Source organism: Streptomyces paludis (assembly GCF_003344965.1).
Lineage (GTDB): Bacteria > Actinomycetota > Actinomycetes > Streptomycetales > Streptomycetaceae > Streptomyces > Streptomyces paludis.
In genome coordinates, this window is sequence record NZ_CP031194.1 from 4229461 (window position 1) to 4243892 (window position 14432).

The 14432-nt window shown below is 69.6% G+C and carries 14 protein-coding genes and 1 tRNA gene; 10 read left to right on the forward strand and 5 right to left on the reverse strand.

From position 1 onward, the window contains the following. Positions 1-369 precede the first annotated feature (369 nt). The 7 genes from DVK44_RS18795 (at position 370) to DVK44_RS18825 (ending at position 7668) form a co-directional block, all read left to right on the forward strand. A complete protein-coding gene (locus DVK44_RS18795) occupies positions 370-852 on the forward strand; it encodes a CarD family transcriptional regulator (protein WP_003953493.1) in 483 nt (160 codons plus the stop codon). Between the two features lie 354 nt (positions 853-1206). After that, positions 1207-1953, forward strand: a complete 747-nt coding sequence (gene ispD / locus DVK44_RS18800; RefSeq protein WP_114660693.1) for a 2-C-methyl-D-erythritol 4-phosphate cytidylyltransferase — start codon at positions 1207-1209, stop codon at positions 1951-1953. Further along, positions 1943-2476 carry a 2-C-methyl-D-erythritol 2,4-cyclodiphosphate synthase gene (ispF, locus tag DVK44_RS18805; RefSeq protein ID WP_114660694.1) on the forward strand — a complete coding sequence of 178 codons (534 nt, stop codon included), beginning with the start codon at positions 1943-1945 and terminating at the stop codon, positions 2474-2476. Before ispD ends, ispF begins: the two co-directional genes overlap by 11 nt. A 154-nt stretch (positions 2477-2630) precedes the next feature. Next, a complete protein-coding gene (locus DVK44_RS18810) occupies positions 2631-3035 on the forward strand; it encodes a PPOX class F420-dependent oxidoreductase (RefSeq protein WP_114660695.1) in 405 nt (134 codons plus the stop codon). Between the two features lie 155 nt (positions 3036-3190). Further along, complete coding sequence (gene cysS / locus DVK44_RS18815) at positions 3191-4591, forward strand: cysteine--tRNA ligase (RefSeq protein ID WP_114660696.1); 1401 nt, start codon at positions 3191-3193, stop codon at positions 4589-4591. Positions 4592-4731: 140 nt separating this feature from the next. Further along, positions 4732-5685 (forward strand): 23S rRNA (guanosine(2251)-2'-O)-methyltransferase RlmB, encoded by a 954-nt coding sequence (gene rlmB, locus DVK44_RS18820; RefSeq protein WP_114660697.1) that lies wholly within the window; start codon positions 4732-4734, stop codon positions 5683-5685. A 156-nt stretch (positions 5686-5841) separates the two neighbouring features. Continuing rightward, positions 5842-7668 (forward strand): DoxX family protein, encoded by a 1827-nt coding sequence (locus DVK44_RS18825; protein WP_181957486.1) that lies wholly within the window; start codon positions 5842-5844, stop codon positions 7666-7668. 120 nt (positions 7669-7788) lie between these two features. Here DVK44_RS18825 and DVK44_RS18830 read toward each other — a convergent pair whose 3' ends face one another. The 3 genes from DVK44_RS18830 to DVK44_RS18840 form a co-directional block, all read right to left on the reverse strand. After that, complete coding sequence (locus DVK44_RS18830) at positions 7789-8505, reverse strand: nucleotidyltransferase family protein (protein ID WP_114660698.1); 717 nt, start codon at positions 8503-8505, stop codon at positions 7789-7791. A 69-nt stretch (positions 8506-8574) separates the two neighbouring features. Then, positions 8575-8997 carry a hypothetical protein gene (locus tag DVK44_RS18835; protein WP_114660699.1) on the reverse strand — a complete coding sequence of 141 codons (423 nt, stop codon included), beginning with the start codon at positions 8995-8997 and terminating at the stop codon, positions 8575-8577. Between the two features lie 273 nt (positions 8998-9270). Further along, the gene (locus tag DVK44_RS18840; RefSeq protein WP_114660700.1) at positions 9271-10389 is read right to left on the reverse strand and encodes an ABC transporter ATP-binding protein; all 1119 of its coding nucleotides are present in this window, start codon (positions 10387-10389) and stop codon (positions 9271-9273) included. 203 nt (positions 10390-10592) lie between these two features. On the opposite strand from DVK44_RS18840, the gene DVK44_RS18845 reads away from it, so the two are divergent. Further along, a tRNA-Thr gene (locus DVK44_RS18845) sits at positions 10593-10666 on the forward strand. A 254-nt stretch (positions 10667-10920) separates the two neighbouring features. Continuing rightward, positions 10921-11559: a hypothetical protein gene (locus tag DVK44_RS18850; RefSeq protein ID WP_114660701.1), complete on the forward strand. Its 639-nt coding sequence runs from the start codon at positions 10921-10923 to the stop codon at positions 11557-11559. Between the two features lie 167 nt (positions 11560-11726). Here DVK44_RS18850 and DVK44_RS18855 read toward each other — a convergent pair whose 3' ends face one another. Then, positions 11727-13367: a site-specific integrase gene (locus tag DVK44_RS18855; RefSeq protein WP_114660702.1), complete on the reverse strand. Its 1641-nt coding sequence runs from the start codon at positions 13365-13367 to the stop codon at positions 11727-11729. Then, positions 13364-14008, reverse strand: a complete 645-nt coding sequence (locus tag DVK44_RS18860) for a helix-turn-helix transcriptional regulator (protein ID WP_114660703.1) — start codon at positions 14006-14008, stop codon at positions 13364-13366. The genes DVK44_RS18855 and DVK44_RS18860 overlap by 4 nt, the downstream gene beginning before the upstream one ends. A gap of 90 nt (positions 14009-14098) precedes the next feature. Between DVK44_RS18860 and DVK44_RS18865 the strand changes: the two genes are divergently transcribed. Next, positions 14099-14359: an integrase gene (locus tag DVK44_RS18865; protein ID WP_114665265.1), complete on the forward strand. Its 261-nt coding sequence runs from the start codon at positions 14099-14101 to the stop codon at positions 14357-14359. The last annotated feature ends 73 nt before the right edge of the window (positions 14360-14432 follow it).

A 14432-nucleotide genomic window follows, 5' to 3' on the forward strand; every position in this document is an offset into this window, starting at 1 on the left:
CTTACGAATAGCGTGGTGCGTGTCGCGGTGATCAAATTCAGAATCTCTCGCACTTCTGCTGTACTTCCGTCACCCTTCCGTTCGTACGGACGGTCAGCCGTCGAACATGTGTGGGGAACTTCGACCTTCAGAACCCGGCAAATCGGGACGTTCATCCTCTCTGGAGGGTCTCGCGCGCTTCGTAACGGGCGCGTTTCCCGGCCCCCGCGCAGCCGCTCCGACCTGCGAATACCCCCTTCCGGAAGCCGTCCGCAGCACGATCCCGGCGCTGTTGTCAAGCCCCGAGATACGCCCTGACCTGCGAAAACGCCATTCAGAAGCGGTCATTCTCGTGTTATCCTGGATAGCCACGGAAGGGGTACCTGTCACATGACGTTCAAGGTTGGCGACACCGTGGTCTATCCCCATCACGGGGCCGCGCTGATCGAGGCCATCGAAACTCGCCAGATCAAAGGCGTGGACAAGACCTACTTGGTGCTCAAGGTCGCCCAGGGCGACTTGACGGTGCGTGTACCGGCGGACAATGCGGAGTTCGTCGGCGTGCGCGATGTGGTTGGTCAGGACGGGCTGGACCGGGTCTTCGAGGTGCTCAGGGCGCCGTACGCGGAGGAGCCCACGAACTGGTCCCGCCGCTACAAGGCAAATCTCGAGAAGCTCGCCTCCGGCGACGTCATCAAGGTCGCTGAAGTGGTGCGTGACCTGTGGCGCCGAGAGCGTGAGCGTGGACTCTCCGCAGGTGAGAAGCGCATGCTCGCCAAGGCGCGGCAGATTCTCGTCAGCGAGCTGGCCCTCGCGGAGAACACGAACGAAGACAAGGCCGAGGCTCTGCTCGACGAGGTCCTCGCGTCCTGAACCGTGCGTTCCGAATGCTCTGAACGCGGTGCATTCGAGCGCGGTGGTGCAAGCGCAAGCTGCGACGCAGTACAGCAGTCAATGCCGTGGTGCCCGCTGACCAGCCAGCAGGAAAAGGCTGTGTCGCCGGGCGCTGCGGCATGTCCGTGTATCCGCATCCCGCCCGACAATCCATGGCCATTCCCCGTACACGCGCGGACTTCTGCCCGTACACGTTCCGTGCCGCGACGCATGTGGTGTTACGGAAGGGACGGAAGGGTCCTGTCAAGCGTGTGTCTGTCAAGCGTCGCGACCGGCACGCTTGAGGCCATACCCATGTCGGCCGAGGGAACAAACCTGCCGGAGTACAAGCGAATGTCAGAGGAAGCCAGGCCCCACCGCACCGCCGCGGTGATCCCCGCGGCGGGCCGGGGCGTACGGCTCGGTCCCGGTGCCCCCAAGGCGCTCCGCGCGCTGGGCGGCACCCCGATGCTGATCCACGCCGTCCGCGCGATGGCGGCCTCACGCGCCGTCTCGCTGGTCGTCGTGGTCGCCCCGCCCGACGGCGCGCCCGGGGTGAAGAACCTGCTGGACGAACACGCCCTGCCCGAGCGGACCGACTATCTCGTCGTCCCCGGCGGCGAGACCCGCCAGGAGTCCGTACGGCGCGGGGTCGAGGCCCTGCCCGGCGATATCACCGCCGTCCTGGTGCACGACGCGGCCCGGCCGCTCGTGCCCGTCGAGACCGTGGACGCGGTCGTCGAGGCCGTCCACGCCGGCGCCCCCGCCGTCGTACCGGGGCTGCCGCTCGCGGACACCGTCAAAGAGGTCGAGCCGCGCGGGAAGGGCGAGCCCGAACCGGTCGTCGCCACGCCCGAGCGCTCGCTGCTGCGCGCCGTACAGACCCCGCAGGGGTTCGACCGCGAGATCCTCCAGCGCGCCCACGGGACCGTGGCGGCGGTCGGGGAGGGGGCGACGGACTGCGCCGGAATGGTCGAGCGGCTCGGCGCGCCGGTGGTGATCGTGCCCGGCCACGAGGAGGCGTTCAAGGTGACCAGGCCGCTGGATCTGGTGCTGGCCGAGGCGGTACTCGCCCGGAGGAGGGCCAACGATGGCTTCTGACGTACCCCTGACGCCGTCGGCGGCCGTGCAGGCCGCGCCGGCCGTCGTGCTGCCGCAGGTCGGTATCGGCACCGACATCCACGCCTTCGAGGAGGGCCGCGCGCTGTGGTGCGCGGGGCTGCTCTGGGAGGGCGAGGGGCCCGGACTCGCCGGGCACTCGGACGCGGACGTGGTCGCGCACGCGGCCTGCAACGCGCTCTTCTCCGCCGCCGGGCTCGGCGATCTCGGCGCCCACTTCGGCACCGGCCGGCCCCAGTGGTCCGGCGCGTCCGGGATCACCCTGCTGACCGAGGCGGCGCGGATCGTCCGGGACGCGGGCTTCACGATCGGCAATGTCGCCGTCCAGGTCGTCGGCGTACGGCCCAAGATCGGCAAGCGCAGGGAAGAGGCGCAGCGGGTGCTGACCGAGGCGGTCGGCGCGCCCGTCGCGGTCTCCGCCGCCACCTCGGACGGGCTCGGGTTCACCGGGCGCGGCGAGGGGCTGGCGGCCATCGCGACCGCGCTGGTGGTCCGTACGGGCTGAGGCCGGGGCCGGGGGGCGCGAAATGCGGCGCGGGGGGCGTGGGTTGAGGGAGCATCGTTCCGTAAGCCGCTCGCTCGCCACACCGCGGGTCCCGTCCCCCGTCCCGGTCCCGTATTCGTCACTCGTCACTCGTACGTTCAGGAGGCACCACCCCATGGCAGTCGCTCTCTCCGACGACCTGAAGACGCTTCTCGACCAGCCCGTCTTCGTCAACATCGCCACCATCCAGCCCGACGGCAGCCCGCAGGTATCACCCGTATGGGTGAAGCGGGACGGGAATGATGTGCTGGTCTCGACGACGGTCGGCCGCCGCAAGGAGCAGAACCTGGCCCGCGACCCGCGGGTGACGGTCCTGGTCCAGCCCGCCGACTCCCCATACACGTACGCCGAGATCCGCGGCGTCGCGACGCTGGCCACCGAGGGCGGCCAGGAGCTGATCAACGAGCTGTCGCACAAGTACACGGGCAAGGACTACGCGGACTTCAACCCGGCGTCGGCCCAGGACGGCGAGCGCGTCGTCGTCCGTATCTCCGCCCGCAAGGTCGTCGGCAACATCTGAGCGGCGACCCTGCCGAAGGCCGATACGGCCGATACCGCCCGAAACGGCCGTATCGGCCTTATCGGCGGCGCCCGCGGGCCAGAATTGTCACGCTTCGGTCTCCCCGTGCCCCAAAGGGTCGCGGGGCACTGCCCCGGGCGCACTACGCTTGTCGCGTGACTATTCGGCTGTACGACACCGGCGCCCGGCAGATCCGTGACTTCACCCCGCTCACGCCGGGCTGTGTCTCGATCTACCTGTGTGGCGCCACCGTGCAGGCCGCCCCGCACATCGGCCATATCCGGTCGGGACTGAACTTCGACATCATGCGCCGCTGGTTCGCGTACCGCGGCTACGACGTGACGTTCATCCGCAACGTCACGGACATCGACGACAAGATCATCGCCAAGTCCGCCGAGCAGGGCCGCCCGTGGTGGTCCATCGGGTACGAGAACGAGCGCGCCTTCAACTCCGGCTACGACGCCCTCGGCTGCCTGCCGCCCACCTACGAGCCGCGCGCCACCGGGCACGTCCCCGAGATGATCGAGATGATGCGCGGTCTCATCGAGCGCGGTCACGCGTACGAGGCCGACGGCAACGTCTACTTCGACGTCCGCTCGTTCCCCGGCTATCTGGAGCTGTCCAACCAGGACCTGGACGATCTGCGCCAGCCCTCCGGCGACGGCGAGACCGGCAAGCGCGACCAGCGCGACTTCGCCATGTGGAAGGCCGCCAAACCCGGCGAGCCGTCCTGGGAGACGCCCTGGGGGCGCGGCCGGCCCGGCTGGCACCTGGAGTGCTCGGCGATGGCCCACAAGTATCTGGGCACCGCCTTCGACATCCACGGCGGCGGGCTCGACCTGATCTTCCCGCACCACGAGAACGAGATCGCGCAGGCCAAGGCGTACGGCGACGAGTTCGCGAAGTACTGGGTGCACAACGCGTGGGTCACCATGAGCGGTGAGAAGATGGCCAAGTCGCTCGGCAACTCGGTGCTGGTCTCCGAGATGCTCAAGCAGTGGCGTCCCGTCGTGCTCCGCTACTACCTGGGCACCCCGCACTACCGCTCGATGATCGAGTACAGCGAGGAGTCCCTGCGCGAGGCCGAGTCCGCGTTCGCGCGGATCGAGGGTTTCGTACAGCGCGTCGTGGAGAAGGCCGGCGGCGTGGTCGAACCGGCGGGCGAGGTGCCGCCCGCGTTCGCGGAGGCGATGGACGACGACCTAGGCGTTCCGCAGGCGCTCGCGATCGTCCACACCACCGTCCGCCAGGGCAACTCCGCGCTCGCCGCCGACGACAAGGAAGCGGCCGTCGCCCGGCTCGCGGAGGTACGGGCCATGCTCGGCGTCCTCGGGCTCGACCCGCTGGACCCGCACTGGACCGGTGGCGCCGACCGCGGCGAGGATCTGCACGGCGTGGTGGACACGCTCGTACGGCTCGTCCTCGAACAGCGCGAGTCGGCGCGGGCCCGCCGGGACTGGGGCACGGCGGACGCGATCCGCGACCAGCTCAGCCAGTCGGGTCTGGTCGTCGAGGACGGTCCGGCGGGGCCCCGCTGGACGCTCGGACCGCGCTGAGCTGGGACAAGCCGGTCTTGTGTGCCGCCCGGTGGGACCGGGCGGCACACTTGCGTACGCTGACACATAAAACTTGACGTTCTCGCACAGCACGTACGCGAACGAGTGATGTCTTTCTGAAGCAACGAAACAGGTAGGTCATGGCCGGGAACAGCCAGCGCAGGAACCGCCGCACGTCCAACAAGAAGGGCGCGCAGGTCGGCAGCGGTGGCAAGCGTCGCCGCGGGCTGGAGGGCAAGGGCCCGACGCCGCCCGCGTCCGCGCGCAAGGGCCATGTCCAGAACCGCGCCGCCAACGCCAAGGCCAAGCAGACCGCGCGCCGCCAGGTCGCCCGGCGCGGCGGCAAGGGCACGAGCGAGATGGTCGTCGGCCGCAACCCCGTCTTCGAGGCGCTGCGCGACGGCGTGCCCGCCTCGACGCTCTACGTACAGCAGTACATCGACAACGACGAGCGTGTGCGCGAGGCGCTCCAGCTCGCGGCCGACCGCGGCGGCATCCATCTGATGGAGGCGCCCAAGCCGGAGCTGGACCGGATGACGAACGGCCTGAACCACCAGGGTCTCGTCCTCCAGGTCCCGGCGTACGAGTACGCGCACCCGGACGACCTGGCCGCCGCCGCCTTCGACGACGGCGAGGACCCGCTGATCGTCGCGCTCGACGGCGTCACGGACCCGCGGAACCTCGGCGCGGTCGTCCGCTCCGTCGCGGCCTTCGGCGGCCACGGTGTCGTCGTACCGGAGCGGCGCGCCGCCGGAATGACGGCGGGCGCGTGGAAGTCGTCGGCCGGCGCGGCGGCCCGTACCCCGGTCGCCCGCTGCACGAACCTCACCCGCACGCTGGAGGCGTACCGCAAGGCCGGTCTGACGATCGTCGGGCTCGCGGCGGACGGCGAGGCGGAGGTCGGGGACCTCACACAGCTCGGCGGCCCGGTCGTCATCGTGGTCGGCAGCGAGGGCAAGGGCCTGTCGAGGCTGGTCGGCGAGACCTGCGACTTCCGGGTACGGATCCCCATGCCGGGCGGCACCGAGTCGCTGAACGCGGGCGTCGCGGCGGGTGTGGTGCTGTACGAGGCGTCGCGGCACCGGGTGCGGTAGGCACAGGCGCGCAGGCGGGGGCCTCGGGGGCGCTCCTCGGCGGGTGTTCCGCGGGGCCTCTCCGGGTCCCCCGAACGGCCCTGCCGGATGATCTTGACGGGTCTCGGACATCGACCCGCGTCAAGGCAGTGTCCTAAAGACAAGTCACTCGGTTAGATGAGTGTGGACACCAGAACGCCCCGGTCCGGGTTCGACGATCAGCCCCCGCTGAGCATGCTCAAGGTGGACTGCGATCCCGCGCAGGTCATCGTGAACCACGCCAGCTTCCGGGTGAAGCTCGCGTCGCCCCAGCGCCCAGGCTTTGCACGCAGCGCGGCCGACACCGCGCGGATTCCCGCCCTGAGCGGCGCCAGAACGGCGCGCCGCCGGGCCCCGGTGGTCTGGAGCGGCAGGTCCGAGCCGGGCGACCCAGGAGCGAGCGGCCTCCTCCAGGCGGTACGGAACGCACCGCTGGTGCCGGTCGGCGCGGGAGCCGCGGGCGGTACGGTCGGCGCCGGCAGCGCGGCCGGCGGCGGCGTGGGTGCCGGCGCCACCCAGGTCATTCCCCAGCTCCGCCCGCCCGGCCTCCTCGACGACGAGCACACCCAGCCGACGCCCCTCGTCGGCCCGCAGGGCACGGGCCCCGACGGCCGCCGGCCGGCCGGGAGCGGCGGCGCCGCCGTACCTCCGCTGCTGCCGCCGATGCGCAAGGCCGTCGGCGCGTACGACGATCTGCCCGGCCAGGGCGCGTACGACGACGGCTACGATGCCCGGTTCGACGGCGATCTCGACGATGTGGAGATCGGCGACGACGCCGCCGGGCGGGCCCGCCTCCAGCGCCACGGCAACGACACGGTGCGGCACGCGTACTACCCCGGCCGCCGGATGAACCTGGGCGTGGTGCTGCTCCCGCTCCGGGTCTTCCTCGGCTTCATCTCCATCTACGCGGGCATGGGCAAGCTCTGCGACCCCGTCTACTTCGACGGCGGCGAGCGCGGCTCCATGGTCAAGTGGCTGACCTCGCTCCAGCCGTGGGCGCTCGCGGAGCCGCTGCGGGACTTCGCGCTCTCCCACCCGGTCGGCGCGGGCCTCAGCGTCGCCTTCCTCCAGATCGTTGTGGGGGTGCTGACGGTCTTCGGGCTCTGGCAGCGCGTCGCGGCCTCCTTCGGGGCGCTGCTGTCGGCGGCGCTGCTCCTCACCGTCAGCTGGCGGACCGTTCCGGCGTACGACGCGCCGGACATCATCTACCTCGCCGCGTGGTCGCCGCTGATCATCGCGGGCGCCCCGGTCTACTCCGTGGACGGCCGGCTCGCGGGCGAGGCGTGGCGCACACTCGGCCCGCGCTCCGACATCTGGGACCTGCGGCGGCGGGTGCTGCGGCGGGGCGCGATCGTCGCGTCCGTCATCATCGGGCTGACGCTGCTGGTCGGCTCGGTCCTGGGCGGCGCCGTACGGTCGGCCGACATGGTGACCGTACCGGGCCCGAACGTGGATCCGGTCAACCAGCTGCCGGGCATGCCGCTGCCCCTGCGGCCCGGCAGCAGCGGCAGCGCCTCCGGCTCGCCCGTCAGCGGCGGCCCCACCGGCGGTACGCGGTCCGAGCCGTCGGCGACGCGCTCGGGCAGCCCCTCGGCGCAGCAGTCCGCGCCCGGCGGCGCGACCGCATCCGAGTCGGGCGGCGCGACCGTGGGCGCCAGCACGGGCGCGGGGAGCAGCACCACGGGCCAGACGCAGCAACAGCAGCCGCCCAGCAGCCAGACGCAGGGCACGGTCCAGCAGGCCCCGCAGCAGCCCGAACAGCAGCCCGCGCCCCCGGCCGGCGGCCAGGGCGGCCCGACCTCGACGGGCGGTGGCGGCGGAGGCGGCGGCAGCACGGGCGGCGGTACGGGCGACGGCGGCGGCGCCCCCGACGAGGGAGGGTCCACGACGGGCGGCTCGTCGTCGGGCGGCGGCGGCAGCGGTGGCGGCGGAAACCGGAACCCGATCGGCGGGCTGCTCGGCTGACGTAAACCTGGCGGCCGAAGGCTGCTCGTATCAACGGCTGAGGGGCGGCACACCCGGAAGGGGTGGGCCGCCCCTCAACGCTTGTCCGTGCAGGGGTTTACGCGTCGTGTGGATTGCGGATCAGTGACGCCCGGCGGACAGCTCCCGAGCGGCCTCCGTGAGGTCCTTCGCGGTGTCGATGGCCCGCCAGTACGCCCCGTTGGGCAGCGGGAAGCCGGCCAGCCGGCGCTCACGGGCCAGCCGGGGGAAGGTGGTGCGCTCGTGGTCCCCGCGGTCGGGCAGCAGCCGTACGAAGTCGGGGGAGAAGACGTACACGCCCGCGTTGATCAGATACGGCGAGGGGGGCGACTCGATGAAGTCGAGGACATGGCCGAACTCGTCCGTCTCGACGGCCCCCCAGGGGATCCGCGGCCGGGCGAGGGCGAGCGTGGCGGTGGCGTCGCGCTCGAAGTGGAACGCGGCCATCTCACGGAGCGAGAAACGTGTCCAGATGTCGCCATTGGTGGCGTACCAGGGCTGTCCGGGATCGGGCAGCGCGGTCGCCGCGTGCTTGAGACCGCCGCCGCGCCCCAGGGGCTCGGACTCCACCACGGTGGTGACACGCAGCGGAAGATCGGCCGACTCCAGCCACTGCTGGAGGACTTCGGCGAGATGCCCGCACGAGATGACGGCGTCGGTTACGCCCTCCGCGGCGAGCCAGGCGAGCTGATGGCCGATGATCGGGGTCCCCGTACCGGGAATCTCGACCATCGGCTTGGGACGGTCATCGGTGTACGGGCGCAGCCGCGACCCCTGGCCACCCGCGAGGACCACGGCCTGCGTCGGAAACGTATGCATGCCGTGAACGATAGGCGGGGCGGCGCGGCGGGCCGCAGGGGGCCGCGACCCGCCTGCCGCCTCCCGCCTTTACCGCCCGGCGGCCTGCTGGGAGACGCCGTACGCGAACGCGGTGTCGCAGACGGGCCGCGAGAACGACTGCGCGCGCGAGGGGCCGTAGATGTCCACGGCGGCGCGGCCGAGGGCCCGGGCGATCGACATGCAGTGCTGCGCGAGCGAGGGGCGCTCCTCGACCTCGCGCTGGAGGTGGGTGAGGGCGATGCCCGGGTCCTTCTCCTGAAGCTCCACGAGGAGCCTCTCCCGCAGAACGTCCTGCGGGGCACGGGACTTCGCCTGCGCCGAGGCGGTGTCCGAGGAAGCGGTCAGGACCTGCGACTCCGTGGTGCTGGTCGCCCACGGAACACGGGCGACCGCGAGGGTCCCGGAGAGCACCAGGACGACGGGCAGGACGAAGGCGAGGGATCGGCCGATACGGCGGGCAGTGTGGGTCACGGAGGCGAGCGTAGCGTCCAGTGATGAATTGGCGACATTTAGTCACCCGGCCGGGGGACGGTTCGATGTTTGCTTTCGAATCGGGTGTTGACGGGGAGGGGCCGAAATGGCGTGTGTGCCGGGGCATTTGCCGATGAACGCGGACGGCCCCGCACCGGAGTGCGGGGCCGTGCGGACGAATTCGCGCCGGGATGCGGCACGGGCGCGTCAGGGGTACGGAGTTCAGCCGTACGGAAGGCGCCTGGCGCTTTGTGCTTGGCGCTCGGCGTGCTCTCAGTCGCTGAGGCGCTCGCCGGTGGAGGTGGAGAAGACGTGCGTCTCGCCGGCGCGGGGCACGACGTGCAGCGTGGCGCCCTTGTCGGGAACGGCGCGGCCGTTGACGCGGACCACGATCTCCTTCGACTCGCCGCCGACCTCGGCGGTGCCGTAGACGTAACCGTCGGCACCCAGCTCCTCGACGACGTTGACCGTCACGGCGAGCCCGGCCGGCGCGTCCTTGGAGAGCGCGCCCTCGGCGCCTTCGACGAGGTCGAAGTGCTCGGGGCGGACACCGACCGTCACGGTCTTGTCGCCCTTCTCCGACGCGGCGGAGAGCGCCTCGCGGGGAACGGCCACAACGCTGTTGCCGAACTTCACACCGCCGTCGGTGATCGGCACCTCGACCAGGTTCATGGCGGGGGAGCCGATGAAGCCGGCGACGAAGAGGTTCTTCGGACGGTCGTACATGTTGCGCGGCGAGTCCACCTGCTGGAGCAGCCCGTCCTTGAGGACCGCGACGCGGTCACCCATGGTCATGGCCTCGACCTGGTCGTGGGTCACGTACACCGTGGTGATGCCGAGGCGGCGCTGGAGCGAGGCGATCTGCGTACGGGTGGAGACGCGGAGCTTTGCATCGAGGTTCGACAGCGGCTCGTCCATGAGGAACACCTGCGGCTCACGCACGATGGCGCGCCCCATCGCGACACGCTGCCGCTGACCACCGGAGAGGGCCTTCGGCTTGCGGTCCAGGTACTCGGTGAGGTCGAGGATCTTCCCGGCCTCCTCGACCTTCTTGCGGATGTCGGCCTTGTTCACGCCGGCGATCTTGAGCGCGAAGCCCATGTTGTCCGCGACGGTCATGTGCGGGTACAGCGCGTAGTTCTGGAACACCATCGCGATGTCCCGGTCCTTCGGCGGCAGGTGCGTGACATCACGGTCACCGATCCGGATGGCGCCCCCGTTGACGTCCTCAAGACCCGCGAGCATGCGCAGGGAGGTCGACTTTCCACAACCGGAGGGACCGACGAGGACGAGGAACTCGCCGTCCGCGACATCCAGCTCAAGCTGATCAACGGCGGGCTTCGTGGAACCCGGGTAGACGCGGGTTGCCTTGTCGAACGAGACGGTAGCCATGGCGATGTGTCCCCTCACCGGCAGGAACGTGCCGGACGATCCGAGTAAAGGAATGGTTCTTCCACCGTCGGCGGAAGATGGGTCTAGTCCACCTGGGTGAAACTGGAGGTGACGTTACCCCCCGTTCACAGATCTGTCAGCACCCCAGCCCAACAAAATTCCTGGCCACCCGCCCCCCACCGCCGGTTACACTGCTCGCGCACGCCTCCTTAGCTCAGTTGGCCAGAGCAACGCACTTGTAATGCGTAGGTCGTCGGTTCGAATCCGACAGGGGGCTCTGGTGGAAGCCAGGTCAGGTGCCCTCTGACCTGGCTTTTCTCGTACTGCGGGGCGATGTCGGGGGCGGTGTCGACGCCCTGGGTCGTGCCGTCCCGTCCAGGGGGTGCGCGAGGGGAGCGCATCAGCGCAGGGCGGGTGCACGGGGGTGCGCGTGGGCGGGCGCGAGAGATCGCGGTGCGGAGAAAGGCTGTTTCCTTGTGGAAAAGTCGATTTTGTGGAAACGCTCCAACGCCGCCTCGTAGGCTGAGCGCTGTGGCAAAGCTGATGGACACCGTCCCGTTCAAGACACTGGTGACGCAGGCGGGTGCCGTCCTGCTGACCCACGGCAAAGAGGTGGCGCCGACGGCGGTGCGAGGCGTGGCCGCCCACTTGGTTGAGGGCGTGGCCCGGCGAGTCAATATGGACGAAGAGGAAGCCGTTCACCTGGTGACCCCGGAGGCCGTCGCCGAGATCATCATGAGGGCGGCCACCGATGATGACCAGGGAGCCGCCGGCCCCCACGCGGTGCGCCCGGTGCGGGTGGATGATCGAGTGATCGCCGCGCCCGTCGAGTCGCTGGGCCACTTGGTGACGGCGGCAGCGCAGGCCGGCAAGTACGCCTGCGTCAATAACGACGGCGCGGCAACGGCGCACCTCCTCGACCTCGCCACCGAGATTGGCGCCGCCCTTGTGAAGCGCTACGCGCATGGGGCAGCGGAGATCCCGGTGGGAGTGCTTGACGAGCTGGCCGGGGTGGTGGACGCGGTGGCCGACCGAGTCGACAGCGACGGGTGGAGCATCTGCCCCTGCGGCGAGGACCACGGCCAGGCCGAGGTGGACGTCGGCATCGTGAGGGTCATGCGCTACCACGCTGCGCTGGCCCGGGGGCTCCGTGAACAACCTGCCGGATAGCCGCACTGAACCGGGTGGGCGGTTGAGTCTGTTTCCCGGACTGGATCGACATCTCCCTCAGCCGGGCAGGGCGGGTGCGGCGAGCATCGGGCCAGCTGGGACGGGGCGCCGGTGGCTCTGCCCGCCTTGGCGGAAAGAGCCACCGGAGAAGGTTTTGATCGGCTCCGTTATGCCGTGTGTACTTCCTGCTGGGTGGCGCCGCAGGTGCATTCGCAGCTGCATCGGGGTGAGTTGCCGACCGGAGTGGCGGACCGTGTGGCGCGCTGTTCGATCAATGAGCGGATCGCGCTGGGAGCGCGAGGCACGAGTTTGACCACGGCCTCTGCTGCCGCGCGGGCGAGGTCGTCGAGGACGGACTGATAGATGTCACGGGTGATGCGGGTGTCGCTGTGCCCGAGGGTTTCGGAGACGACCTTGATGTCGATATCGGCGGCCAGCATGAGGGTTGCGGCGCCGTGGCGGAGGTCATGCAGGCGGATGGGCGGGAGACCTGCCTCGGTAACTAGGCGCTGGAAAAGGTCGGAGATCTTTCCGGGGTGGAGCAGGGAGCCGTCCTCCTCGGTGAAGATGCGGCCGGTGTTCTTCCACGCCGCACCCCATTTGAGCTTCTCTCGCTGCTGGACGAGCCGGTGTGCTTCGGTGAGTTCGATCGTTTCGGCGTCGAGAGCGATGGTCCGGATGCCGCTGCTGGTCTTCGGGAGTCCTTCGAGGATCTCCCAGCCGTCCTGGACGAGCTGGGTGGCGATCTCCAGTGAACGGGTCTTCTTGGAGTAGTCAGTCCAGCGCGGACCGCAGCCTTCACCCCGGCGCAGGCCACGGAAGGCGATCAGGCGCCACATCACCTCCAGCCGGTGCCCGACGATGTGGTCCAGGAACGTACCGGTCTGTTCCGGTGTCCAGACCATGACAGGGGAAGGCTTCTCGCCGGTCGCGCGCCAGCGGGCCACCCGCTCGTCGGTCCAGACGCATGCTTTGGGTTTGGTGCCGGGCAGCAACTCGACGTGTTCGGCCGCGTTGTAGTTCGGGATGATGCGCTGAGCGATTGCGACGTTGAGCGCCGCCCGCAGGGTCGCCCTGATGTGGTGCTGGGTGTTGACGCTGGTGGTGCGGCGGAAGGCCGGCATCTCGGCGATCGCGGCCTTGAGCCACTTACGACGGGCGCGGTTTTCGAGGCCCTTCCAGGGGATGGTGTTCAGTTCCTCGATCGCGGAACGGCGTTGGGTGTTCTGCTCCTGTATCTCGATGTTCGCCTCGTTGATGGCGTCGAACATGCGGTTCAGGTGCGGCACGTTGAGTTTGTCGAGACGTATCTCGCCCAGATGGGGCTTGAGGTGCACGCGTATGTCGCATTCGTAGCGCCTGTAGTCGCTTACGCGCAGACGCTTCTTGCCGCTCAGCCAGAGGTCGAGCCACTCGGCCAGCGTCATCTTGGGGTTGAGGGCCTGGCCTGCCGCGAGGCGCCGACGTGTCTCGTCGTAGTCCGGCAGGGGCTCCTTGTTCTTGGTGCAGGTCTCCAACATGTCGCTGATCGCGAGATGGCCTGCGGGATCGTCCTCCTCGGGGATCGCGAGAAGTGCCCGTACTTTGTTGAGCTCCTTGCTCGCCTCAGCCGACGATTCGAAGCCGCTGCGGCGGAACTCCCGGCGAGTGCCGTCGGGCCGGTTCGTCAGCTCGTGACGTACGGACCAGGTGCCATGGCGCCGGTTGGAGAGCTTCGGGCACGACCTGCCGTAGTTCTTGCCCGTCGCCGGGTTACGGCAGGAGCAGCGCCGTGTAGTCGTGCCGCCGGTCGTGGTGGTGCTCGTCACGCGTCGTCCTCGGGGTCGGGCTCGTCGATGAAGGCAAGGTCCTGGGGGAGTGCCGGCGGGACGAGACCGCGTTGCCGCATCGCCGTACGGAACTCCCCCAGCTCTCTGCAGTCGTCGAAGGCGAGCTGCTCGTAGGACGCCGCTGCATCCAGTAGGGACTGCCGACGGCCGACGTCGAGCGTGATGGTCGCCTTTCGACGGCGTTCCTTCGCAGCCCGGGTTGATGCGAGGGCGGCGGCCACCGCGTCGCTGTGGGACCTGAAGGTATCCAGCGTGTGCCGGGCGGATCCTTCCGGTGCGGACTTCGCCAGTGGAGACTCGCCGGTGAACCAGGCCACGGCCTCCCAAGTAGAAGCTTCCCTGTTCGGCAGCACTGCGACGGATGGGCTGGTTCCCAGCGGGAACAGCAGGCTGATTGGTGGGACGCCGAACACCTCCGCCAGGACCAGGAACTCGGCGAGATCGAGCGAGGTGCGCCGTCCGGTCTCCAGGTTGGTGATCGTCGTTCGAGGCACCGGCAGGCCCAGGGAGGCGCACGCGTCTGCGGCTTCCGCGACCGTGAGGCCGGCAGCCTTACGTGCTGTGCGCATCTGATCCGCCACGCGGGCAGTGAGCTGTGCCGACCAGTCAGCGTTTGTCATGAAGACAATTTACAACGATAAAAACGGTTGCCGCAACAATCGTGATAGGTGTTCTGCTGTCAAAGTAACTAGTGCAGAGTGGAGGCCATCATGGCTACGCATGATGTGGGCAGTAAGCGGTCCGGCATGGCTCGCGACGAGCTGATGGGGCTTCCCGCCGCGATCGATCTCGATACGGCCAACCGCGCTCTCGCCATCGGCCGCAGTACTGGCTATGCGTTGGCCAGGCGGGGCGAGTACCCCGTAAAGGTGCTGCGGCTCGGCAACGCGTACCGCGTCGTGACGGCGGACCTTCACCGCGTGCTTGGCGTTGCCCCGGGAGGTTCTGGCGAACAGGAACTATGCGCGTAGCTCGGCATCGGCGCGAACTGAGCTACAGAGGGTTGAGGGCGCAGCGGCGGTGGGGTGCAGTCCTCGGCGGCCA

Excerpts from the sequence above, each read along its gene's own strand:
- DVK44_RS18795 (WP_003953493.1), top strand. The coding sequence starts at position 370 with ATGACGTTCAAGGTTGGCGACACCGTGGTCTATCCCCATCACGGGGCC.
- ispD (WP_114660693.1), top strand. The coding sequence starts at position 1,207 with ATGTCAGAGGAAGCCAGGCCCCACCGCACCGCCGCGGTGATCCCCGCG.
- ispF (WP_114660694.1), top strand. The coding sequence starts at position 1,943 with ATGGCTTCTGACGTACCCCTGACGCCGTCGGCGGCCGTGCAGGCCGCG.
- DVK44_RS18810 (WP_114660695.1), top strand. The coding sequence starts at position 2,631 with ATGGCAGTCGCTCTCTCCGACGACCTGAAGACGCTTCTCGACCAGCCC.
- rlmB (WP_114660697.1), top strand. The coding sequence starts at position 4,732 with ATGGCCGGGAACAGCCAGCGCAGGAACCGCCGCACGTCCAACAAGAAG.
- DVK44_RS18825 (WP_181957486.1), top strand. The coding sequence starts at position 5,842 with ATGAGTGTGGACACCAGAACGCCCCGGTCCGGGTTCGACGATCAGCCC.
- DVK44_RS18830 (WP_114660698.1), bottom strand. The coding sequence starts at position 8,505 with ATGCATACGTTTCCGACGCAGGCCGTGGTCCTCGCGGGTGGCCAGGGG.
- DVK44_RS18840 (WP_114660700.1), bottom strand. The coding sequence starts at position 10,389 with ATGGCTACCGTCTCGTTCGACAAGGCAACCCGCGTCTACCCGGGTTCC.
- DVK44_RS18860 (WP_114660703.1), bottom strand. The coding sequence starts at position 14,008 with ATGACAAACGCTGACTGGTCGGCACAGCTCACTGCCCGCGTGGCGGAT.
- DVK44_RS18865 (WP_114665265.1), top strand. The coding sequence starts at position 14,099 with ATGGCTACGCATGATGTGGGCAGTAAGCGGTCCGGCATGGCTCGCGAC.